Genomic DNA, 21928 nt, shown 5'->3' on the forward strand with positions numbered 1-21928 from the left:
CCCCTTGCCGCGGCGTTCACGCCGCCCGACGCCATGAGCGACTCCGGCCCCCTGACCGACGACGCGATCGCGTTCATCCGCGAGCAGGCGTTCCTGATCGTCGCGACCGCCGATGCGGCGGGCAACGGCGACTGCTCGTACCGCGGCCGCCAGCGGCGCGCCGACGGTTCGTACGAGCCGCTCGTCGACCTGCCCGACCGCCGCACGCTCGTGCTGCCCGACTTCGCGGGCAACAACCTGTTCAACACGATCGGCAACCTGCTGGTGAATCCGGCGATCGCGCTGCTGTTCGTCGACTTCGTGCGCCAGACGACCTGGCTCGTGCAGGGCCGCGCGACGATCGACGAGCACGTGGCAAGCCGTGCGCACCTGTGGCCCGACGCGCGGCGGCATGTCGTGGTCGACGTGGAGCGGGCTCAGGCTCGCGCGGATCCGGCGCTGCCGCCGCTCGTGCCGGCTTGATGCGCACGGCGGGCCCGCCGGCGCTCGAACGCGGCCGTGCCGGTATCCGGCGGCGTTCCGGCAACTGCGGCCCACGCCGCCATGCGCGGCAGCGCGACGCCTAGCGCCCGTGCGCCTCGGCGCACGCCGCGTCGATCCGGTCGCGCCGCCCGCTTCGGCAGCCGCCGGGCGGCCGCCAAGAAACGCGAACACCACTGCCGCGCACAGCACGGTGACAATGGCCAGCCCGGTCAGCAGCCGGTCGAACGCATGGGTATAGCTCGCGAGCAGCAGCGCGTGACCGGCGCCCGGCAGCGCCGCCGCCGCACCCGCGAGGTCGCCGGTCGCGAGCCGCGCCGCCGCACGCAGCGCCGCGTCGGGCGTACCGGCCGCGCCCGCCGCGTGGCGCAGCCCCGTCTGCGCGAGCGCGGCCAGCACCGCGCCCGCGATCGCGAGTGCGATGCCTTCTCCGGCCACGCGCGTCGTGCTGAAGATCCCGGTCGCCATCCCCGCGCGCTCCTTCGGCACGACGCTCACCGACAACCCGTCCATCAGCCCCCACGGCATGCCGGCGCCGATGCCGATCACGAGCATCGGCGCGATCGCCGCGGGCCCCGCGCCGCCGCGCAGCGCGACGCCCAGCCACACGAGCCCGGCCGCCGCGATCAGGAGCCCGAGCCCCGAGATCACGCCGGCCGACAGCCAGCGCGTGAGCGTCGCCGCGACGAGCGGCACGACCAGCATCGGCGCGGAAATCGCGAGCATCAGCCAGCCGGCGTCGATCTCGCTGAAGCCGTCGATGCCGATGAATCGCAGCGGCAACACGACCAGCAGCACGATGTAGCAGCAGCAGGTCGACACCGGCAGCACCTGCACGCCGACGAAGCGGGCGATGCGGAACAGCGACAGGTCGAGCATCGGCCGCGCGACGCGCATCTCGATCGCCACGAACGCGCCCGCCCCGAGCGCCGCGCCGGCCAGCAGCGCAAGCACGGGCGCGCTCGTCCAGCCGCGCGCGGGCGCCTCGATCACGCCGAACGTGAACAGCGTGAGCGCGGCCGTGAAGGTGATCGTGCCGGGCCAGTCGAGCCCCGTCGCGTGCGGGTCGCGTGACTCCTGCATGCGCGGCAGGCCGAACCCGAGCGACAGCACGCCGGCCACCGCGCTCGTGACGAAGATCGCGCGCCAGCCGTAATGCCCGATCAGGCCGCCGGCCAGCACGGGCCCGAACGCGAGCCCGATCCCGAAGGTCGTGCCGAGCAGGCTGAACGCGCGCGTGCGCGCCGCGCCGTCGAACGCCTGCGCAAGCGCGGCCGTGCCGCCCGCCAGCGCGGCGGCTGCCGCGAGCCCCTGCGCCGCGCGCAGCAGGTCCACCGCGAGCATCGACGGCGCGAACGCCAGCGCGACCGACATCAGCGTGAAACCGCCGACGCCGACCGCGAACACGCGCCTGCGGCCGAACTGGTCGGCCAGCGCGCCCGCCGCCATCAGGCAACTGCCGAACGCGAGCATGAACGCGTTGGTGATCCAGTTCATCGCGACCGTGCCGCCATGCAGGTCGCGGCCGATCGCCGGCGTCGCGACCGCGCCGCCCGAGAACGACAGCGGCAGCGCGACGGCGGCCAGGCAGACGGCAGCCAGTACCCATGCGCGCCGGTGCGCCGAGCGGGCCGAAGCGCCTGAAACAGGGTGATCCATCATCGCTCCTCGAAAAACCGGCGCGGATGCGCCGTCAGAGCGACAAACGATAAATCCGATTCAATCTACGAAAAACCACGCGAAACTCCGCATATAACGGACTATAATTCCGCAATTCACCTGCCGCGCCGCCCGGCGCCCGCCCTTCGATGGAAAACCTGACCGGCATCGTCGCGTTCGTCCGCACCGCCGAGGCGCTGAGCTTCGTCGCGGCCGGCCGCACGCTCGGCATCTCGGCGTCGGCGGTCGGCAAGACGATCGCGAAACTCGAGCAGTCGCTCGGCGTGCGGCTGTTCAACCGCACGACGCGGCGCGTCACGCTCACCGAAGAGGGGCGGCATTTCCACGAACGCTGCCAGCGGATCCTCGAGGATTTCCGCGATGCGGAGGCGACGGTGACGGCCTCGGCGCAGCGCCCGCGCGGCAAGCTGCGCGTGAGCCTGCCGGTGATCGGCTATCGCTTCCTGCTGCCCGTGCTGCCCGAGTTTCAGCAACGCTACCCGGATGTCGAGCTGGATCTCGATTTCAACGACCGGATGGTCGACGTCGTCGAAGGCGGCTTCGACGCGGTGATCCGCAGCGGCCCGCTGTCCGATTCGCGCCTGATGTCGCGGCGACTCGGCCCGTTCGCATTCGTACTGTGCGCAACGCCCGCCTATCTCGCGCGGGCCGGCACGCCGCGCGCGCCGCGCGACCTGGAAGCGCATGCATGCGTGCGCTACTGCTTCCCGACCACCGGCAAGCTGCAGGACTGGGCGCTCGCGGCCGCCGACGGCACGCCGTTGAAGCTGCACACCGCGCTGACCTGCAACAACATGGAGGCGCTGCGCGGCAGCGTGCTCGCGGGGCTCGGCATCGGCTACATGCCCGACTTCCTCGCCCGCGACGCGCTCGAGCACGGCGCGCTCGTCACCGTGCTCGACGACTTCCGGATCGCGCCGGGGCAGTTCTCGATCGTGTGGCCGTCGAGCCGGCTGCTGTCGCCGAAGCTGCGTGTGTTCGTCGATTTCCTGTGCGACCGGCTGTTCAAATAGCCGGAGGGCGAAGGCCCCGACAGCCGGCGCGCGGGCGGCTCGAACCGAACGACGGCCGCCCCGCGCCCGCCGCCCTCGTCAGTCCGCCGCGATCCGCTCCGCTTCCGCCTGCGGCAGCAGCGCGTCGCTGTCGTCCTTCAGCCCGACGCCCGTCAGCCGGAGCCTGCGCGCATGCGTCATCAGGTAATGCAGCTTGTGCGCGGCCGCCGCGTACGGCAGCCCTTCGGGCCGCACGTTCGAGATGCAGTTGCGCAACGCGTCGTGACACCCGACCCGCGGCGCCCAGGTCAGATACACGCCGAGGCTGTCCGGCGAGCTGAGCCCCGGCCGTTCGCCGATCAGTATCGCGACGAGCTTCGCGCGCAGCAGCTCGCCGATCTCGTCGCCCAGCGCGACGCGCGCCTGGGTCGCCACCACCACCGGGCCGATCCGCCAGCCGTCCCGGTCGAGCCTGGGCCGCACCGCGTCGAGCAGCGGCAGCGCCTGTTTCGCGGCAGCAAACGCCGACAGCCCGTCGCCGACCACGAACACGATGTCGGGCGCCTCGTCGAGCGCCGCACCGTAGTCGGCCAGCAGCGCGCGCCCGTCATCGGACAGCTTGCGGCCGAGGTCGGGCCGGCGCAGGTAATGCTGGCGATCGGGCGCGGCGCTTTGCACGCCGAGCGTCGCGAAGCCGGCCGCGTCGAGCGCGCGCCGCAGCGCGTCCACGTCGAGCGGCTGGTGCACCGCATCGCGCGCCTGCGCGTGCGACAGGTTGAACGCGAGCAGCGGCGCGGTCGGCAGGCTGTTGCCCGCGCGGCCGAGCGCGATCCGCGCCTGCGTGAACGACTTCAGCTGCGCCCACGGGTTCTTTTCGACGGCGTCGCTCATGCGGACAACCCCATCCAGTCGGTCGCGCCCGCCAGCAGCGGCACGCGCGCCGTCGCGCTGCGCAATGCGCCGTGCGCATCGGCGATTTCCATCGTCTCCAGCCACTCCTCGAATTCCGGCGCGCGGCGCAGGCCGAGCACCTCGCGCACATACAGCTGATCGTGGAACGACGTGCTCTGGTAGTTCAGCATCACGTCGTCCGCGCCGGGAATGCCCATGATGAAGTTGATGCCGGCAGCGCCGAGCAGCGTCAGCAGCGTGTCCATGTCGTCCTGGTCGGCTTCCGCGTGGTTCGTGTAGCAGATGTCGCAGCCCATCGGCACGCCGAGCAGCTTCCCGCAGAAGTGATCCTCGAGCCCCGCGCGGATGATCTGCTTGCCGTCGTACAGGTATTCGGGCCCGATGAAGCCGACGACCGTGTTCACGAGGAACGGCTCGAACCTGCGCGCCACCGCGTATGCGCGCACTTCGCAGGTCTGCTGGTCGACGCCGAAATGCGCGTTCGCCGACAGCGCGCTGCCCTGGCCCGTCTCGAAGTACATGAGATTGTTGCCGATCGTGCCGCGCCGCAGCGACAGCGCGGCGTCGCGCGCCTCGCCGAGCAGCGCGAGCGAGATGCCGAAGCTCGCGTTCGCCTTCTCGGTGCCCGCGATCGACTGGAACACGAGGTCGACCGGCGCGCCCTGCTCGATCGCGGCGATCGTGTTGGTCACGTGCGTGAGCACGCACGACTGCGTCGGCACGCCGTAGCGTTCGCGAAACCCGTCGATCATCGCGAGCAGCTTCACGATCGCCGCGAGGCTGTCGGTGGCCGGGTTGATGCCGATCATCGCGTCGCCGCAGCCGTACATCAGCCCGTCGAGCATCGACGCGGCGATGCCCTTCACGTCGTCGGTCGGGTGGTTCGGCTGCAGCCGCACCGACATCCGGCCGGCCAGCCCGACCGTGTTGCGAAAGCGCGTGACCACGCGGCGCTTGCGCGCGGCCACGATCAGGTCCTGGTTGCGCATCAGCTTCGACACGGCCGCGACCATCTCCGGCGTGAGGCCCGGCGCGATCCGTTCCAGCGCCGCGCCGTCGGCCGCGGGCGACAGCAGCCAGTTGCGGAAATCGCCGACCGTCAGGTGCGAGATTTCCGCGAATGCGGGCGCGTCGTGCGTGTCGACGATGAGGCGCGTGACCTCGTCGTCTTCGTACGGGATGAGCGCCTCGTTCAGGAATGCCTTCAGCGGCACGCCCGCGAGCGCGATCTTCGCGGCGACGCGCTCTTCCTCGCTCGCCGCGGCGACACCGGCGAGCTGGTCGCCGGAACGCAGCGGGCTCGCCTTCGCGAGCAGCGTCTTCAGGTCCGCGAAGCGGTACGTGCGCGGGCCGATCGTCTCCGTATAGGACATCGTGCGAATCTCCTTCCTTGCCAAACGCCGACGGCGCGCCCGTTCGACGGGGCGCGCCGGATGCCGTCAGGGACGGCCTGTCACCTTCGCCATGCTCACTCCTCCAGCAACGCGTCGCCCGGCGCACTCTCGCGCTGCGAACGGGTCGCGAGGAAGTACGCGTAGCCGAACGCGAGGAAGCCCAGGAACACCAGCGCGACCAGCCCGTTGAAGTACACCATCGTAGCGAGACACACGAGCGCGGCCAGGATCGCGAAGGCCGGGAAGATCGGGTACAGCGGCGCGCGGAACGGCCGCGCCATGTTCGGCTGCGAGCGGCGCAGCTTGAACAGCGACGCCATGCTCACGATATACATCACGATCGCACCGAATACCGACATCGTCACGATATTCGCGGTCAGCGTCTGCCCGCCGAACTGGATCAGCTCGTCGCTGTAGATCGCCGCGATGCCGACCACGCCGCCCGCGAGAATCGCGCGGTGCGGGGTCTTGAAGCGCGGATGCACCTTGCCGAGCCACTCCGGCAGGTAGCCTTCACGGGCCAGCGCGAAGATCTGGCGCGAATAGCCGAGGATGATCCCGTGGAACGACGCGACCAGCCCGAACAGCCCGAGCCACACCAGCATGTGCATCCAGCCGCTGTTCGCGCCGACGATGTACTTCATCGCCTGCGGCAGCGGATCGTTGATGTTCGCGAGCTTGGTCCAGTCGCCCGCGCCGCCGGCGAACACCATCACGCCGATCGCGAGCGCGACGAGGGTCAGGATCCCGGCCACGTACGCGATCGGGATCGAGCGCTTCGGGTTCTTCGCTTCCTCGGCGGCCATCGCGACGCCTTCGATCGCGAGGAAGAACCAGATCGCGAACGGGATCGCCGCGAACATCCCGTGGAACGCGCCCACGCTGAAATGATCGGCGCCCGACCAGCCGCCCTTCATGAAGTTGCTCCACGCGAAGCCCGGCGACACGACGCCCATGAACACCAGCAGTTCGAAGATCGCCAGCAGCGTGACGACCAGTTCGAAGGTCGCCGCGATCTGCACGCCGACGATGTTCAGCGCCATGAACACGAGATACGCGCCCATCGCCGCGTGCTTCGGCTCGAGGCCGGGAAACTGCACGTGCAGGTAGGCGCCGATCGCCAGCGCGATCGCGGGCGGCGCGAACACGAACTCGACGAGCGTCGCGGCGCCGGCGAGATAGCCGCCCGTCGGGCCGAACGCGCGGCGCGCATACGCGAACGGGCCGCCCGCATGCGGGATCGACGTGGTCAGCTCGGTGAAACTGAAGATGAAGGTCGTGTACATCGCCGCGACGAACAGCGCGGTGACGACGAAGCCCAGTGTGCCAGCGCTCGCCCAGCCGTAACTCCAGCCGAAGTATTCGCCGGAAATCACGAGGCCGACCGCAATGCCCCACAGTTGCCAGGTCCCGAGCGTCTGCTGCAACGCGGGCTGGCCAGACGACCTGACGCCGGCGGCGGGCCGGCCATTCGACTCTGCTTTCATCGGACGCTCTCCTCAAAGGCGCCGGGCCTGCCGGCCAGCGCAACTGAGAATCGATGCTAGAGAGTCATTAAACGACGTGTTATCGAAATTCGGCAAAGACCGCGGCTGACATTTCGCTGACGGAAACGTCGGCCGCGGTCCGCGCCCCGGCCGTGCGAGACGGCCGGATTGCCCGCTTACTGGCCGCCGCCGCGCTGGTTGAACCAGCGGTCGAGCAGCTTGCCTGCCGCTTCGCGGCCGCCGAGGCCGAACGACAGCGCCACCGCCACCGCGATCGCACCGAGCACGAGGCCGAACGCGAGCTGGACGATTTCGTTCGCGATGCCCATCGCGCGCAGCCCCATCGCGAACACGAGGCCGAGGATCGCGAATTGCGCGATGCGCGCGAACAGCACGCTGTGCTCGCGGTCGGCCTGCTCGATCACGCGGCGCGCGAGGCCCGCGAGCCACACGCCGATCACGAGGATCACGCCGCCGGTCAGCACGTGGCCGCCGAACTCGATGAACAGCGTGACGACGTCGCGCACCTGCGAGAAGCCGAGCCGGTTTGCGGCCTCGACCGACGCGAACAGCATCGCGAAGAACACGATCAACCGCGCCGCCAGCACCGACGGCTGCAGGATTCCCGAGAACACGCGCTCGACGCCGAGCACGGCCGGCAGCCCGTCGGCGCCGGCGGCTTCCAGCAGCTTCTGCGCGAGCGCCGCGACGAAGCGTGCGAAGTAGAACGTCACCAGCACGATCACGATCGCCGCGACGATGTCCGGCACCGCGCCGAGGAACTGGTTCAGCATGTTGGTGGCCGGCACCGAGATCGCGTCGATCTTCAGCGCGTCGAGCGCGGAGATCAGCGTCGGCACGAACACGAACACGTAGACGATCGTGCCGATCAGGCTCGATACGCGCACGGGCGTCGGGCTCTCGAGACGCTGCGTGAGGCGGTCGGCGCCGGCGGCGACGAGCAGGTTCGTCACGAGGCCGCGCAGCACCCGCGCGACGACCCAGCCGACGAAGCCGATCACCGCGGCCGCGAACAGGTTCGGCACGATCGCGAGCAGCTTGTCGACCATCCCCTGCACCGGCGACAGCAGGCCCGACAGCGCGAACGACGCGAGGATCGCCGGCAGGAACATCAGGATCACGAGCCAGAACAGCACGTCGCCGAGATAGCCGCTCATCGGCTGCATGCCGGCGCCCTCGGACAACTTGTCGTCGATCTTGCTCGCCTTCAGCGCGCGGTTCGCGAGGCTGCGCAGCAGCGACGCGATGAGCCACGCGATCAGCGTCAGCGCGGCGCCGCCGATCAGGTTCGGCAGGTAGTTGACGATGTGCGTGATGAGCAGCGAGAACGGGTTGGAGACCGCGTACAGGTTGAGCACGTTGAAGATGCCCACCGCGGTGACCAGCAGCACGAGCCAGAACAGGCCGCCCGCGATGATGCGCTCGACGCATGCGCCCTGGCCGGTGCTTTCGTTGATCCGCTGGTCGACCTTCAGCGCGCCGAGCAGGCGCATCGCGCCGGCCCGCACCACGACGGCGATCAGCCAGCCGATCACCAGGATGCCGATCGCGCCGGCGATCTTGGGCAGATACCCCCCTAGCGTGGTCTGCAACGACGTGATGAAGCTGGAAGCATCCATTTCTTGTTCTCCCGAAACGTGGTGTTGCGATTGAAAATCGACGAACTCCCTGCGTACTTCTAAAAACATGCGGCCCGGACGGAGCAACTTACCCGAGAAAAATGACGCGATCACCCGATTTCACCGTCTTTAACTTTAGTCATAGATCGCAGGGGGGCGAGACCCCATTTCGGCGAAATAAAAAGGGCCTGATTTCATTACTCCATCGCATTTCCGCAAGATTCATGCAGTCCGGGCGTGCTACCGTGACCTCGGTTCCGGCCCGGGCACGCCGATGACGGACGAAATGCGCGCCGGATCGCCGACGTCGCGGGGCTGTCGCCCCCTGTCACCCCCTGTCACCGGCGGCGGTGCGTCCATCGCACGCCGTATGGCGGGCCGGGCGCGCCGACGGTGCGGCGGCTATGCGGATGCGGATCGTGAACCAATACATGCGCCCGAAGATCTCGTGCGCGCAGCGTGGCAGATCGACGGAATCGCGCGACGCACGGGCGTGCGCCGGCCAACCCATCCATGACGGAGAGGAGGAGAAGAGATGTTCGAGCACAAAGTCGAGATCCGGCGGTTGCCGGCGTTGCACGGCTACGCGATCGCCCACACGGGCCCGTACATGAAGGTCAGCGAAGCGTTCATGCGGATCGGCATGTGGGTCGGGCAGCACGGGCTGATCGGGCCCGGCGCGAAGATGGTCGGCATTTTCTACGACAACCCCGACACGACGCCCGAAGCGCAGTTGCGCGCCCGCGCCTGTTTCATGCCGGCCGGCGGTGCGCCGGACGTCGAGCCCGTGCCGCCGGTGGAGCGCGTGACGGTAGCGGGCGGCGAATACGCGGTGCTGCTGCATACGGGGCCGTATGCGGACCTGAAGCCGGCCTACCAGTGGCTCTACGGCGACTGGCTGCGGCACTCGGGCCGCGAGGCCGCCGACGCGCCGCCGTTCGAGCTGTACCTGAATACGCCGATGGACACGGCGCCGGCCGACCTGCGCACCGAAATCCACCTGCCGTTGCGCTGATCGACGGGCCGGTGCGCCGGCCGTCGAACGGCCCGAGCCGGCCCGCGCTCAGGCGCGGCCGGCGCGCACGCGCGGTACGGCGGTGCGCTTACGCGGCCGGCGTCCCGCAGCCGGGACAGAAGCGCGTGTCGGCCGCCAGCGCGGTATGGCAGCGGCTGCAGGCCTTGCTGCGTTGCGCCGTGCCGCACTGCGTGCAGAACCGCGCATCGGCCGCGTTGAGCGCGCCGCAGCCCGCGCACGCGAGCTGCCGCAGCGGTACGTTGGCGCCCTGCCCGCGAGCTGTGTCGGCCGGCGCCTGCCAGCCCCAGCCGTGGCGATCGCGGCCGCGCGCCTCGTGGCCGCCGTGCGCGTCCCGGCCCGCCCCGCCGTGATGCCCGCCGCCATGGCTGCCGTAGCCGCCGTTGCCGTGCCCGCTGTCATGACCGCCGCCATGGCCGCCCAGGATTCGTTTCAGAAAGCTCATCGCCCGCTCCTCAACGCTTGGCCTGTGCCCCGCCGAACGCCCCCGAGGACGACAGCAGCCGCAAGCCGTTGGCCACGACGATCAGGCTTGCGCCCGCGTCGGCAAAGACCGCCATCCACATCGTCCCGAGCCCCGCGACCGTGAGGCCGAGGAACACGATCTTCACGCCGAGCGCGAAGCCGATGTTCTGCACCAGGACGCGATGCGTCGCGCGCGACAGCCGCACGAACGCGGGAATCTTGCGCAGGTCGTCGTCCATCAGCGCGACGTCGGCCGTCTCGATCGCCGTGTCGGTGCCCATCGCGCCCATCGCGAAACCGATGTCGGCGCGCGCGAGCGCCGGCGCATCGTTGATCCCGTCGCCGACCATCCCGACCGCGCCGGCCCCGCCTGCCGCCAGCTCCTCGACCGCCGCGAGCTTGTCTTCCGGCAACTGGTTGCCGCGCGCGTCGTCGATGCCGGCCTGCCGTGCGATCGCCTGCGCGGTGTGCGGGTTGTCGCCCGTCAGCATCGCGGTGCGGATGCCGAGCGCATGCAGATCGGCGATCGCCTCGCGGCTCGTATCCTTGATCGTGTCGGCCACGGCGAAGATGCCGAGCACGCGCGCCTCGTCGACCAGCACCACGACGCTCTTGCCTTGCCGCTCGAGCGCGTCGAGCTTCGCTTCGAGCGCCGGCGAGCAGCGCTCGAGCTCCTCGACGAGGCGGTGGTTGCCGAGCCAGTAGCGCGCGCCGTCGATCGTGCCGCGCACGCCGCGCCCGACGATCGCTTCGAAATCCTTCACATCGGCGAAGGCCGTCGTGCCGGCCTCGCGGGCCGCGGCCGCGATGGCCTGCGACACCGGGTGATCGGAGCGCGCCGCAAGGCTCGCGCCGAGGTGCCGGACCCGCGCCGCATCGGCGTCGGTCGCATGCAGGTCGAAGTCGGTCTGCACCGGCTTGCCGTGCGTGATCGTGCCGGTCTTGTCGAGCGCGAGCCACGCGAGCTTGCGCCCTTCTTCCAGATAGACGCCGCCCTTCACGAGAATCCCGCGTCGCGCCGCGGCCGCGAGCCCCGACACGATCGTCACCGGCGTCGAGATCACCAGTGCGCACGGGCAGGCGATCACGAGCAGCACCAGCGCGCGGTAAATCCAGTCGTGCCATGCGCCGCCCGCGACGAGCGGCGGCACCACCGCGACCAGCAGCGCGACCGCGAACACGATCGGCGTATAGACGCGCGCGAACTGGTCGACGAAGCGCTGCGTCGGCGCCTTCGCGCCCTGCGCTTCCTCGACCGCGTGGATGATCCGTGCGAGCGTCGAGTTGGCCGCGACGGCCGTCACGCGGTATTCGAACGAGCCCGATTCGTTGATCGTGCCCGCGTACACGGCGTCGCCGGCCGCCTTCTCGACGGGCAGGCTCTCGCCGGTGATCGGCGCCTGGTTGACCGTCGAGCGGCCCGCCACGACTTCGCCGTCCAGCCCGATCCGCTCGCCCGGCTTGACGCGCACGACCGCCCCGAGGGCGACCTGCGCGGCCTCGATCGTGCGCCACGAGCCGTCGGCGTCCTGTACGGTCGCGGTGTCCGGCGCGAGCTGCATCAGGCCCTGGATCGCGTTGCGCGCACGGTCGAGCGACTTCGCCTCGATCAGCTCGGCGATCGTGAAGAGCACCATCACCATCGCGGCCTCGGGCCACTGGCCGATCGCCATCGCGCCCGTCACCGCGATGCTCATCAGCGCGTTGATGTTCAGGTTGCCGTTGCGAATCGCGATCCAGCCCTTCTTGTACGTCGTGAGCCCGCACGCGAGCACCGCCACGAGCGCGAGCGCCGCCGCGAGCCACACGGGCAGGCCGGCCCACGTCGCGCCCTCCGACGCGATCGCGGCGACGCCGGCCAGCGCCAGCGGCCACCACGGCTTCGCGGGCGCATCGGCGACGCGCGCCGCCGGCGCGCCGGCCGTCGCGGCCTCGGGCGTCATCCCGAGCGTGCGGATCGCGCTTTCGATCGCCGGCTGGGCGCCCGGCACGTGCTCGACGGTCAGCATCCGCTGCATCAGGTTGAATTCCAGCGCCGACACTTCGCTCATCCCGCCGAGCTTCTTGCGGATCAGCGTTTCCTCGGTCGGGCAGTCCATCTGCATGATCCGGAACGCGGAGCGCACGTGGCCCGACGCGGTCGCCTGCGCAACCGGCAGCGGCGCGAGCGTCAGCGCAGCGGGCGCGCAGCAGGCGCCGGCCGCGTGGTCGTGGTCGTGGTCGTGGTCGTGACCGGCATGGTCATGCGCCGCGTGGCCGTGCGCGCACGAGGCGCCATGCACATGTGTGTCGCCGTGCGCATGCCCGTGGCCATGATCTTCATCGCCATGCGCGGCGTGATCGTGCGAGCACGCGGCACCGTGCACATGCGCGTCGCCGTGTGCGTGCCCGTGGTCGTGGTCGTGATCTTCGTCGCCGTGGGCGGCGTGACCGTGCGAGCACGCCGCGCCATGCGCATGCGCGTCGCCGTGAGCATGGCCGTGATCGCGGTCATGGTCGTGGCCGCTCGATGCGGCCTTGCCGTGCGCGCGCTCGCCGGCCGCCGGCGCCGCGTCGGCAACGGTCGCCAATTGCGTGTCGCGCGGGTCGGCGCAGCACGTATCGGCGCCGTCGGCATGACGGTGTCGTGGGTCGTGGGTACGCTGGGCATCGGTCATGACAACCTCCTTGATGGCTTGACGGTGTAGAGTTAACACCCTGAAGCCACTACAAGGTCAACCCTTGCACGGGAGAAAGACATGAAGATCGGCGAACTGGCCAAGGCGGCCCGCTGCACGACCGAAACGATCCGCTTCTACGAGAAAGAGGGTCTGATGCCGGATGCGGAGCGCACCGACTCGAATTACCGCAACTACACCGACGTGCACGTCGAACGGCTGCGCTTCATCCGCAACTGCCGCGCGCTCGACATGGCGCACGACGAGATTCGCGCGCTGCTGCAGCTCACCGACACGCCGGCCGACCCCTGCGATTCGATCAACACCCTGCTGGACGAACACATCGGGCACGTCGACGCGCGCCTCGCGGAACTCACGCATCTGCGCGACCAGCTCACCGAATTGCGCCGTCAGTGCGTCGGTGAGCATTCGGTCGAGGATTGCGGCATCGTGCATGGTCTTGCGACGATGGAAACGGTCGCGCCAGCCGCAAAGCGCTCGCACCTCGGCTGAAACCCTTGTAAAACAAGATAGTCTGGATGAAAATAGTTATATTCTTACTAGATTTTATATAACTATTTATGTCCTCAAGTCGTCCGTCCCCTCTCGCGCTGGCCGTCCTCGCGACGCTCACCGAAGCGCCCATGCATCCCTACGGGATGCTGCAGCAACTGAAGTCGCGCGGGTACGACGAAGTCGTCAACGTGCGGCAACGCACGAGCCTCTACCAGACGATCGACCGGCTGCTGCGCGACGGGCTGATCGTCGTGCACGACACCGAGCGCGACGGCGCGTTTCCGGAGCGCACGCTCTATGCACTCACCGAGGCCGGGCACACGGTGGGGCAGGCGTGGCTGCATGCGCTGCTCGCGGAGCCCGCCCGTGAATTTCCGGCATTCGGCGCGGGGCTCGCCTTCCTGCCGTTGCTCGACGCCGAAGATGCCCGGCACCAGCTCGAGCTTCGGATTGCCCGGCTCGATGCCGAACGCGGGCGCCTGGAAGCGTTGCGCAACGCCGCGCAGGCCGAGCAGGTGCCGCGCCTGTTCCTGCTGCAGAACGAACACGCGCTCGTGCTGCTCAATGCGGAACTCGACTGGGCGCGCAGCGTCGTCGATCACCTGAAGATCGGCGCGCTGCGCTGGGTGGACGGCTGACGCACCGCACCGGCGCTGCCGGCCGGCAGCGCCTCACTCCGTCAAAGCACCTTGCCGGGATTCAGGATGCCGTGCGGATCCAGCGCGGTCTTCAGGCGCCGCATCAGCCCGATTTCCGCGTCGCTGCGCGTATGCGCGAGATAGGGGCGCTTGAGCGCGCCGATCCCGTGCTCCGCCGACACCGAGCCGCCCATGTCCCGCACCACCGCGTACACGCAGTGATCGAGCGCGTCGGCATCCGTCCCGGTCATCCCGGCCAGCGATACGCCGATATGCACGTTGCCGTCGCCGACATGGCCGAAGAACAGGCACGTGAGCGCCGGCCAGCGTGCGCGTAACGCCGCCTCGCAGCGTTCGGCGAAAACGCCGAGTTCGCCCGTCGGCAGGCTCACGTCGAAGTTGACGAGATGCGGCAGCGCGTCGATCGCGAGGCCTTCGCGCAACGTCCACAGGTCGCGCGCCTGCCGCTCCGACGTCGCCAGCACCGCATCCTCCACGAGCCCCGCCTCGATCCCCGCCGCAAGGCCGGTTTCCAGTGCGTGGCGCGCATCGCCGCCCGGCGCGCTCGTCGCGCACTCGATCAGCACCGCGAAACCGCCGTCGCCCGCGAACGGCGCGGCGACCCCCGGCGTGTGACGCGCGACGTAGTCGTAGAACGACGGCCACATCGCCTCGAAGCTGACCAGCTCCGGCAGCGTGCGCATGCGGTTCCACAACGCGACTGCCGCGTCGTAGTCGCGCACGCGACAGAGCGCCGTGGCCGGCGCGGCGAGCCGCGGATGCAGCCGCAACACGGCCCGCGTGACGACGCCGAGCGTCCCCTCGCTGCCGATGAACAGCTGCTTCAGGTCGTAGCCCGCGTTGTTCTTCAGCATCCGGTTCATCGACGACACGACCGTGCCGTCTGCGAGCACGGCCTCGAACCCGAGCACCTGTTCGCGCATCATCCCGTAGCGGATCGCACGCGTGCCGCCTGCGTTGGTCGCCAGCATCCCGCCAATCTGGCACGAGCCGCGCGCCCCGAGATCGACGCCGAACGTGAAACCCGCCGCTTCGGCGGCCTCCTGCACCGTCTGCAGCGGCGTCCCGGCCCGCACGGTCAGCGTGCCGGCCGCCGCATCGAGCGCCTCGATGCCCGCGCAACGCTCCATCGACAGCACGACCTCGCCGCCGAGCGCGACCGCGCCGCGCGCGAGCCCCGTCAATCCGCCCTGCGGCACGACCGGCTGGCCGAGCCGCGCGCACAGCGCGAGCGTGCGCGACACGTCGTCGACACAGCGCGGGCGCACCAGCGCGCGCGGCCGCACGCCGGCCGGCTCGTTGTACGCCGTGAAGTAACGCGGATCGATGTCGGCGGCGCGCGTGACGAGCGCGTCGCCCAGCTCGGCCGCGAGCACGGCTTCGAGCGCGTCGCCCGACAGCCGCGCGCCGTCCTGTCCGCTGCCCGCGGCGGTCGTGTTCCGGATCTGCATCGCGCGCGGCTCCGCTTACTTCGCCGAGATGTCGATATCGCCGAAATACTTCAGGCCCAGCGACTTCACGGTGCCGTCCGCCTTCAGCTTGTCGATCGCCTCATCGAGCTTCGCCTTCAGCGCGCCGTCGCCCTTGCGCAGCCCGAATGCGATGCCGCTGCCGAGGATCCGGTCGTCGTGCACGGGCTGGCCGACGAACGAGAAGCCCTTGCCGTCCGGGCGCGACAGGAAGCCGCGCTGGCCGGACGGGGCCAGCACGAGCGTCGCGTCGAGCCGGCCCGACACGAGGTCCGCATAGGCCTGGTTCTGGTCCTGGTACGCGACGATCGCGACGCCGGCCGGCTCCCAGTGCGCCTTCGCGAAGGTTTCCTGGATCGACGCCTGCAGCACGCCGACGCGCTTGCCCTTCAGCGATTCGGGCGTCGGCAGCAGGCCGCTGCCGGTGCGCGCGATCAGCTGGGTGGGCACGCGGTAGATGATCGTCGTGAAGTCGATCGCCTGGCGCCGCTGCTCCGTCGCGTTCATCGCCGAGTTGATCGCGTCGAACTTGCGCCCCTTCAGCGCGGGAATCAGGCCGTCGAACGACGTCTCGACCCATTTGCACGACAGCTTCGCCGTCTGGCAGACGGCCTTGCCGACGTCGATGTCGAAGCCCTGCAGATCGCCGTTCGGCGCTTTCGATTCGAACGGCGGGTATTGCGCCTCGAGGCCGAAGCGCAGCGTCTGCGCATCGGCGAGCGCCGCGCCGGAGCCGATCGCGCAGGCGAGTGCGAACGCGAGTTTCAGGGGGGCCGTGTGCTTCATCGTGATCTCCTTGTGTCTGTCTGGTCGATGCGACGTGCCCGTCGCCGGTTTCCTTACAGCGAACGCAGCCGCCGCGCGCCTTCGACCAGCGTCGCGTCGTCCTTCGAGAAACTGAGCCGGATCACGCCGGCGTCGGTGCCGTCGGTATAGAACGCCGACAGCGGAATCGTCGCGACGCGCGCGTCGCGGATCAGGCGCAGCACGAAATCGCTGTCGCTTTCGTCAGAGAAGTGCCGGAAGCGGGCGAGCATGAAGAACGAGCCTTCGCTCGGCAGCAGCTCGAAACGCGAGCCGGCCAGCTCGCGCGCGAGCAGGTCGCGCTTGGCCTGGTAGAACGCCGACAGCCCGAGATAGCTGTCCGGCCGCGCGAGGATTTCCGCGAACGCGACCTGCATCGGCGTGTCGGCCGCGAACACCATGAACTGATGCACCTTGCGGATTTCGTCCATCAGCTCGGCCGGTGCGAGGCAATAGCCGACCCGCCAGCCGGTCACGTGGAACGACTTGCCGAACGACGACACGATCACGCTGCGCTCGGCCAGCTCGCGATGGCGTGCCATGCTCTCGTGCTGCGCGCCGTCGAACACGACGTGCTCGTACACCTCGTCGGACAGGATCACGATGCCGGTGTCGCGCGTGAGCTGCGCGAGCCGCGCGAGATCGTCGGCGGCGAACACCGTCGCGGTCGGGTTGTGCGGCGTGTTCACGATGATCATCCGCGTGCGCGGCGTGATCGCCGCGGCCACCTCGTCCCAGTTCACGCGGAAATGCTCGGGCGACAGCTTGATCGCCACCGGCGTCGCGCCCTGCAGCCGCACGATCGGCGCATAGCTGTCGAACGACGGCTCGAAATAGATCACCTCGTCGCCCGGATGCACGAGCGCGCTGATCGCGGCATAGAGCCCTTCGCTCGCGCTCGCGATCACCGTGATCTCGGTGGCCGGGTCGTAGCGCGCGCCGTACAGCGCCTCCGTCTTCTCGGCGAGCCGCTCGCGCAGCGCCGCGACGCCGGCCATCGGCGCGTACTGGTTGTGCCCGTCGCGCATCGCGCGCGCGACGCCCTCGACGAGCGCCGGATCGGGCGCGAAATTCGGCGCGCCCTGCGACAGGTTCAACGCATCGTGTCGGGCCGCCAGTTGGCCGATCACCGTGAAGATCGTCGTCCCGACGTCGGGCAGCTTCGAACGGGGCGCGGTGGCGCTTCGCATGACTCCTCCTTCTGATGTCCTTCGGGCGGCGCCGCGCGGCGCGCGCGGCCCTGCACCTGCCGCATGATTTAGCCCGAGCCAATATCGGCGGACAATCGAAAGTTCGTCATGGCAGCCATGCATTTTTCTCATGGCACCCGACATGAGGCGCTCAACCGCAACGGCGATTCGCCCGGCCGACATGCGAATCAGGCATTTCGTCCAGGCGCACGCGCGCACGACGGCTTGCGCCGTCCTTGCGGGCGATTTTTCCAGCCAGGGAACATGGGTTGCCGGCCGAAGCCGAGCGCCGGCTGTCGCCCCGGCGGCTTCCGCCGTGGCGCCTCGTCGGGGCGCACGAACGTCGCGCGTCGCGCCCCGCACCGCGGCCGGCGCGAACGGGCGCCGGAACGCTACGCGCCGGCCGCCGCCAGGTAGGCGAGCAGCACGGCCCGCAGCTCACCGCGCAACGCGGCGACGTCGAACGCGGGCCCGAGCGTCAGCAGCGCCTGCGAAAGGCCGCCGTAGCAGACCGTGTGCGCCATCCGCGCGAGCCCGTCGAGCCGTGCCGCGGGCGGCGGATCGGCCGCGTGCGCGAGCGCGTCGCGCCACAGTGCGACATACGCGTCGTAGTGGCGGCGGTAGGCGGCGAGCGGCGACACCTGCCGCTCCAGCGCGAACAGCGCGCCCCACAGCGCCGCGTCGGCGCCGATCGCGTCGACCTGCAGGTCGACCAGCGCCGTGGCGAGCTCCGCACGCGGCGCGCCGCGCAGCCGCGCGATCGCGTCGCGCAGCCGGTCGGCCATCGCCTGCACGTGCCGGTGGATGCAGAGCGCCGCGAGGCTCTGCTTGTCGCCGAAGTATTCGTAGAAGGTGCCGACGCTGACACCCGCGACGGCCGCGATCTCGCGGATCGTCGCCTTCGCGTAGCCGCGCTCGAGCAAAAGCTGAACGAACGCCTGCTGCAGCGCGTCGGAGCTCGCCTGCGCACGCGACTGGCGCGGCCGGCGGCGCAATGCGGGCGCGGGTTGCGCCGCCGGCTGGCCGGGCGGCGCCGGAACCTGAACATGTCGCGGCGGCATATTTGCTACTCTGGAATTCAGCGGGGCAGGCATTTCACCGGAAGCCGGAACCGGGGCCCGAGCGCCATGCCTGCGGCATGACGCCGGCTGCCCGCGACGCATGAGACCGGAGACCTCCCGATGACCGAATCGACTCACGCCGTCACGAACCAGTTCGACGAACTCGTCGACTATAACCTCTTCGCAACGGACCTCGCGCTGCGCGATGCGCTTGCCCGGGCAGGCGCGGACTGGGCCGTGCCGCAACTCGACGCGTACGGCGCCCGGCTCGGCAGCGCCGACACCGCGCGGCTTGCCGACGAAGCGAACCGTCACACGCCGGAACTGAACACGTTCGACCGGCGCGGCCGGCGCATCGACCGCGTCGACTTCCACCCGGCCTGGCATGCGCTGCTCGGCCAGTACCGCCGCGAGGGCTTCGTGTCGCTCGCGTTCCGCGAGTCGCGCCGCGGCCGCTGGGCCGCAACCGCGGCCGGCTTCTACCTGCACGGCCAGATCGAGGCCGGCACGCTGTGCCCGGCGACGATGACGCAGGCCGCGATCCCCGTGCTGCAGAAGGAGCCCGCGCTGTGGAACATGCTGCGCGACAAGCTCTACAGCGACGCCTACGATCCGCGCGACGTGCCGGTCGCCGACAAGCGCTCGATCTGGGTCGGCATGGGCATGACCGAGAAACAGGGCGGCTCCGACGTGCGCGCGAACACGACGCTCGCGACCGCGGTCGGCGCGGGCGGGCGCGGCGGCGACTACCTGCTGCGCGGCCACAAGTGGTTCTTCTCCGCGCCGATGTGCGACGCGCACCTCGTCGTCGCGCGTACCGAGGCCGGCGGCTCGTCGTGCTTCTACGTGCCGCGCTGGCGGCCCGACGGCACGAAGAATGCGGTCGAGATCCAGCGGCTGAAGAACAAGGTCGGCAACCGCAGCAACTCGAGCAGCGAGATCGAGCTGAACGATGCGTGGGGCATCATGCTCGGCGACGAAGGCCGCGGCATTCCGACCATCATCGAGATGGCCACCTACACGCGGCTGAACTGCGTGCTCGGCAGCGCGGCGATGCTGCGCCAGGGCGTCGTGCAGGCGATCGCCTACACGCGGCAGCGCCACGCGTTCGGCCGCGCGCTCGCCGAGCAGCCGCTGATGCGCACCGTGCTCGCCGATCTCGCGCTCGAAAGCGAGGCCGCGCTCGTGCTCGCGATGCGCCTGGCCGATGCGTTCGAGCGCGACGACTCGCCGCGCGAACGCGCGTGGAAGCGCATCGTCACGCCCGCCGCGAAATTCTGGGTCTGCAAGCGCGCGGTCGAGCTGACCGGCGAGGTGATGGAAGTCTTCGGCGGCAACGGCTACGTCGACGACGGCCCGATCGCGCGGCTGTTCCGCGAGGCGCCCGTCAACTCGATCTGGGAAGGCTCGGGCAACGTGATGTGCCTCGACGTGCTGCGCGCGGTGTCGCGCGAGCCCGACGCGGCCGCCGCGCTGTTCGCCGAACTGGCCGACCTCGGCGCGGACGAGCCGCGGATCCGCGCGGCACTCGACGCGCTGCGCACGATGCTCGCGGCGCCGGCCGACACGCTCGAGGCGTCGGGCCGCGTGTTCGCGCAGCGGCTCGCGGTGGTCGCGCAGGCCTGCCTGCTGCGCCGCGCCGCGCCGGCGGCCGTCGCCGACGCCTTCGTCGCGACCCGGCTCGCCGCGCCCGACTGGGGCCGCATCGCGGGCGGTTTCGACCCGCACGCGCTCGACGTCGCCGCGCTGCTGCAGCGCGCGTACCCGGCCTGACGCCCGCGCGTACGGCTCAATACGGCCCAGTCCGCCCTCGTTCGTCCGCCCGGAGCCCCGATGAACCTCGTCGCCGCCCTCGACCGCGCCGCCCGCGCGACGCCCGGCAAGCCGTTCCTCGTCAGCGAATCCGCGACGATCACGTATGCCGCCGCGCGCGAGCGCTCGCACCGCGCGGCGGCCGTGCTGAGCGCGCTCGGCATCGCCGCCGGCGACCGCGTCGCCGCGATGTGCTTCAACACGCCGGCCTTCGTCGACCTGATGTTCGGCGCGTGGCGACTCGGTGCGACGTTCGTGCCGATCAACCACCGGCTGCAGGCGCCGGAAGTCGACTACGTGCTCGAACACAGCCGCAGCAAGGCGCTCCTGTTCGACGTGGCGCTCGCGCCGGTGGTCGAACGCATCGTGCATCCCGCGCGGCGGCTCGTGACCGAAGGCGAGCTCGACGGCGTGCCGAGCTTCGACACGATGTGCGCGACGCTGGATGGCCTCGCGGGCATCGAGCCGGCCGACGGCGACCTCGCGCAGATCCTCTATACGTCCGGCACGACCGGCCGCCCGAAAGGCTGCATGCACAGCCACCGCACCGTGACGCTCGCGGCGATGTCGGCGGCGCTCGCGATCGGCATCGGCCGCCACGAGCGCACGCTGATGGCGATGCCGATCTGGCATTCGTCGCCGCTCAACAACTGGTTCGGCGGCACGTTGGTCGCGGGCGGCACCGTCGTGCTGCTGCGCGAATACCATCCGCTGCGGTTCCTGCAGGCCGTCGAGCGCGAGCGCGTGACGCTGTATTTCGGCGCGCCGGTGTCGTACACGCTGCCGCTCGACACGATCGACGGCTTCGCCGCGTTCGACCTGTCGAGCGTGCGCGCGTGGCTGTACGGCGGCGGCCCGATCGGCGCCGCGCAGGCCGAACGGCTCGCGCGCGCGTATCGCAGCGATGCGTTCTTCCAGGTGTACGGCATGACGGAAGCGGGCCCGGCCGGCACGACGCTGTATCCGGACGAGCAGGTCGCGAAGGCCGGTTCGATCGGCCGCCACGGCGGCCCGGGCGTCGACCTGCGCGTCGTGCGGATGGACGGCATCGACGCGCAGCCCGGAGAAACCGGCGAGATCTGGCTGAAGACCGACAGCATGATGCTCGGCTATCTCGACGACCCCGCCGCGACGCGCGCCGCATTCGCGCCGGACGGCTGGTATCGCACCGGCGACGTCGCGCGGATCGATCAGGATGGCTACCTGTTCATCGTCGACCGGCTGAAGGACATGATCGTGACGGGCGGCGAGAACGTCTATTCGAAGGAAGTGGAGGACGCGCTCGGCGCGCACCCGGACATCGCGGAGGCGGCCGTCGTCGGCGTGCCGCACCCCGACTGGGGCGAGACGGTCGTCGCGCACGTCGTGCTGCGCGCGGGCGCCGTGCCCGATGCCGACGCGCTGCGCGCATTCTGCGGCGAGCGGCTGGCCGCATACAAGATCCCGCGCGAGTTCACGTTCGCGCAGGCGCTGCCGCGCACACCGACGGGCAAGCTGCAGAAGTTCCTGCTGCGCCTGCACCGCAAGGACTAAGTATCCACGATTGCGCCAGCGCACTTACAACTCACGCACTCATATTCCCCTTGCGAACGGCAAAGCGAGATACGGCGTCACGCCTTGTCCGCGTCAACTAACCAGCGCATTCGCGCACGCACGGTCAATGCAAAAGGCATAACG

The 21928-nt window shown here is 70.1% G+C and carries 17 protein-coding genes and 1 pseudogene; 7 read left to right on the plus strand and 11 right to left on the minus strand.

Features of this window, described 5'->3' with window-relative positions; translation table 11 throughout:
- Positions 1-33: 33 nt before the first annotated feature.
- Positions 34-462 carry a pyridoxamine 5'-phosphate oxidase family protein gene (locus GQ56_RS40515; RefSeq protein WP_034197059.1) on the plus strand — a complete coding sequence of 143 codons (429 nt, stop codon included), beginning with the start codon at positions 34-36 and terminating at the stop codon, positions 460-462.
- A 498-nt stretch (positions 463-960) separates the two neighbouring features.
- Here the strand turns inward: GQ56_RS40515 and GQ56_RS0102060 are convergent.
- Positions 961-2142, minus strand: a pseudogene (locus GQ56_RS0102060) (MFS transporter); the annotation flags it as partial.
- Between the two features lie 146 nt (positions 2143-2288).
- Here GQ56_RS0102060 and GQ56_RS0102065 point away from each other — a divergent pair.
- Entirely contained in the window at positions 2289-3173 is an 885-nt protein-coding gene (locus GQ56_RS0102065; RefSeq protein WP_031397055.1) for a LysR family transcriptional regulator, read from the plus strand.
- A gap of 78 nt (positions 3174-3251) precedes the next feature.
- Here the strand turns inward: GQ56_RS0102065 and eutC are convergent, their stop codons facing one another.
- The 4 genes from eutC to GQ56_RS0102085 all read right to left on the minus strand — a co-directional run bounded on the left by eutC (position 3252) and on the right by GQ56_RS0102085 (position 8585).
- Positions 3252-4043, minus strand: coding sequence for an ethanolamine ammonia-lyase subunit EutC (eutC, locus tag GQ56_RS0102070; protein ID WP_031397056.1), 792 nt, complete (start codon positions 4041-4043; stop codon positions 3252-3254).
- A complete protein-coding gene (locus GQ56_RS0102075; RefSeq protein ID WP_031397057.1) occupies positions 4040-5437 on the minus strand; it encodes an ethanolamine ammonia-lyase subunit EutB in 1398 nt (465 codons plus the stop codon). Before GQ56_RS0102075 ends, eutC begins: the two co-directional genes overlap by 4 nt.
- 95 nt (positions 5438-5532) lie before the next feature.
- A complete protein-coding gene (eat, locus tag GQ56_RS0102080) occupies positions 5533-6945 on the minus strand; it encodes an ethanolamine permease (protein WP_031397058.1) in 1413 nt (470 codons plus the stop codon).
- Between the two features lie 176 nt (positions 6946-7121).
- Entirely contained in the window at positions 7122-8585 is a 1464-nt protein-coding gene (locus GQ56_RS0102085; RefSeq protein WP_031397059.1) for a mechanosensitive ion channel, read from the minus strand.
- 535 nt (positions 8586-9120) lie between these two features.
- On the opposite strand from GQ56_RS0102085, the gene GQ56_RS39110 reads away from it, so the two are divergent.
- Complete coding sequence (locus tag GQ56_RS39110; protein ID WP_075122839.1) at positions 9121-9600, plus strand: AraC family transcriptional regulator; 480 nt, start codon at positions 9121-9123, stop codon at positions 9598-9600.
- Positions 9601-9688: 88 nt separating this feature from the next.
- Here GQ56_RS39110 and GQ56_RS0102095 read toward each other — a convergent pair whose 3' ends face one another.
- Together GQ56_RS0102095 and GQ56_RS0102100 are read right to left on the minus strand one after the other, a co-directional pair.
- Complete coding sequence (locus GQ56_RS0102095; RefSeq protein WP_031397060.1) at positions 9689-10063, minus strand: zinc ribbon domain-containing protein; 375 nt, start codon at positions 10061-10063, stop codon at positions 9689-9691.
- Between the two features lie 10 nt (positions 10064-10073).
- Positions 10074-12740, minus strand: a complete 2667-nt coding sequence (locus GQ56_RS0102100) for a heavy metal translocating P-type ATPase (RefSeq protein ID WP_031397061.1) — start codon at positions 12738-12740, stop codon at positions 10074-10076.
- Positions 12741-12821: 81 nt separating this feature from the next.
- Between GQ56_RS0102100 and cadR the strand changes: the two genes are divergently transcribed.
- Positions 12822-13253, plus strand: coding sequence for a Cd(II)/Pb(II)-responsive transcriptional regulator (cadR, locus tag GQ56_RS0102105; protein WP_031397062.1), 432 nt, complete (start codon positions 12822-12824; stop codon positions 13251-13253).
- A 68-nt stretch (positions 13254-13321) separates the two neighbouring features.
- Positions 13322-13894: a PadR family transcriptional regulator gene (locus GQ56_RS0102110; RefSeq protein WP_031397063.1), complete on the plus strand. Its 573-nt coding sequence runs from the start codon at positions 13322-13324 to the stop codon at positions 13892-13894.
- A gap of 41 nt (positions 13895-13935) precedes the next feature.
- Here GQ56_RS0102110 and GQ56_RS0102115 read toward each other — a convergent pair whose 3' ends face one another.
- The 4 genes from GQ56_RS0102115 to GQ56_RS0102130 form a co-directional block, all read right to left on the minus strand.
- A complete protein-coding gene (locus GQ56_RS0102115; RefSeq protein ID WP_031397064.1) occupies positions 13936-15366 on the minus strand; it encodes an FAD-binding oxidoreductase in 1431 nt (476 codons plus the stop codon).
- Between the two features lie 15 nt (positions 15367-15381).
- Entirely contained in the window at positions 15382-16170 is a 789-nt protein-coding gene (locus GQ56_RS0102120) for an ABC transporter substrate-binding protein (protein WP_031397065.1), read from the minus strand.
- A gap of 53 nt (positions 16171-16223) precedes the next feature.
- Positions 16224-17378, minus strand: coding sequence for a pyridoxal phosphate-dependent aminotransferase (locus GQ56_RS0102125; protein ID WP_031397066.1), 1155 nt, complete (start codon positions 17376-17378; stop codon positions 16224-16226).
- Positions 17379-17770: 392 nt separating this feature from the next.
- Positions 17771-18439 carry a TetR/AcrR family transcriptional regulator gene (locus GQ56_RS0102130; RefSeq protein ID WP_031397067.1) on the minus strand — a complete coding sequence of 223 codons (669 nt, stop codon included), beginning with the start codon at positions 18437-18439 and terminating at the stop codon, positions 17771-17773.
- A 120-nt stretch (positions 18440-18559) separates the two neighbouring features.
- On the opposite strand from GQ56_RS0102130, the gene GQ56_RS0102135 reads away from it, so the two are divergent.
- The gene (locus GQ56_RS0102135) at positions 18560-20212 is read left to right on the plus strand and encodes an acyl-CoA dehydrogenase family protein (RefSeq protein WP_031397068.1); all 1653 of its coding nucleotides are present in this window, start codon (positions 18560-18562) and stop codon (positions 20210-20212) included.
- Positions 20213-20272: 60 nt separating this feature from the next.
- Positions 20273-21784, plus strand: coding sequence for a class I adenylate-forming enzyme family protein (locus GQ56_RS0102140; RefSeq protein WP_031397069.1), 1512 nt, complete (start codon positions 20273-20275; stop codon positions 21782-21784).
- Positions 21785-21928 lie beyond the last annotated feature (144 nt).

Source organism: Burkholderia paludis, from assembly GCF_000732615.1.
GTDB classification, from domain to species: Bacteria; Pseudomonadota; Gammaproteobacteria; order Burkholderiales; family Burkholderiaceae; genus Burkholderia; species Burkholderia paludis.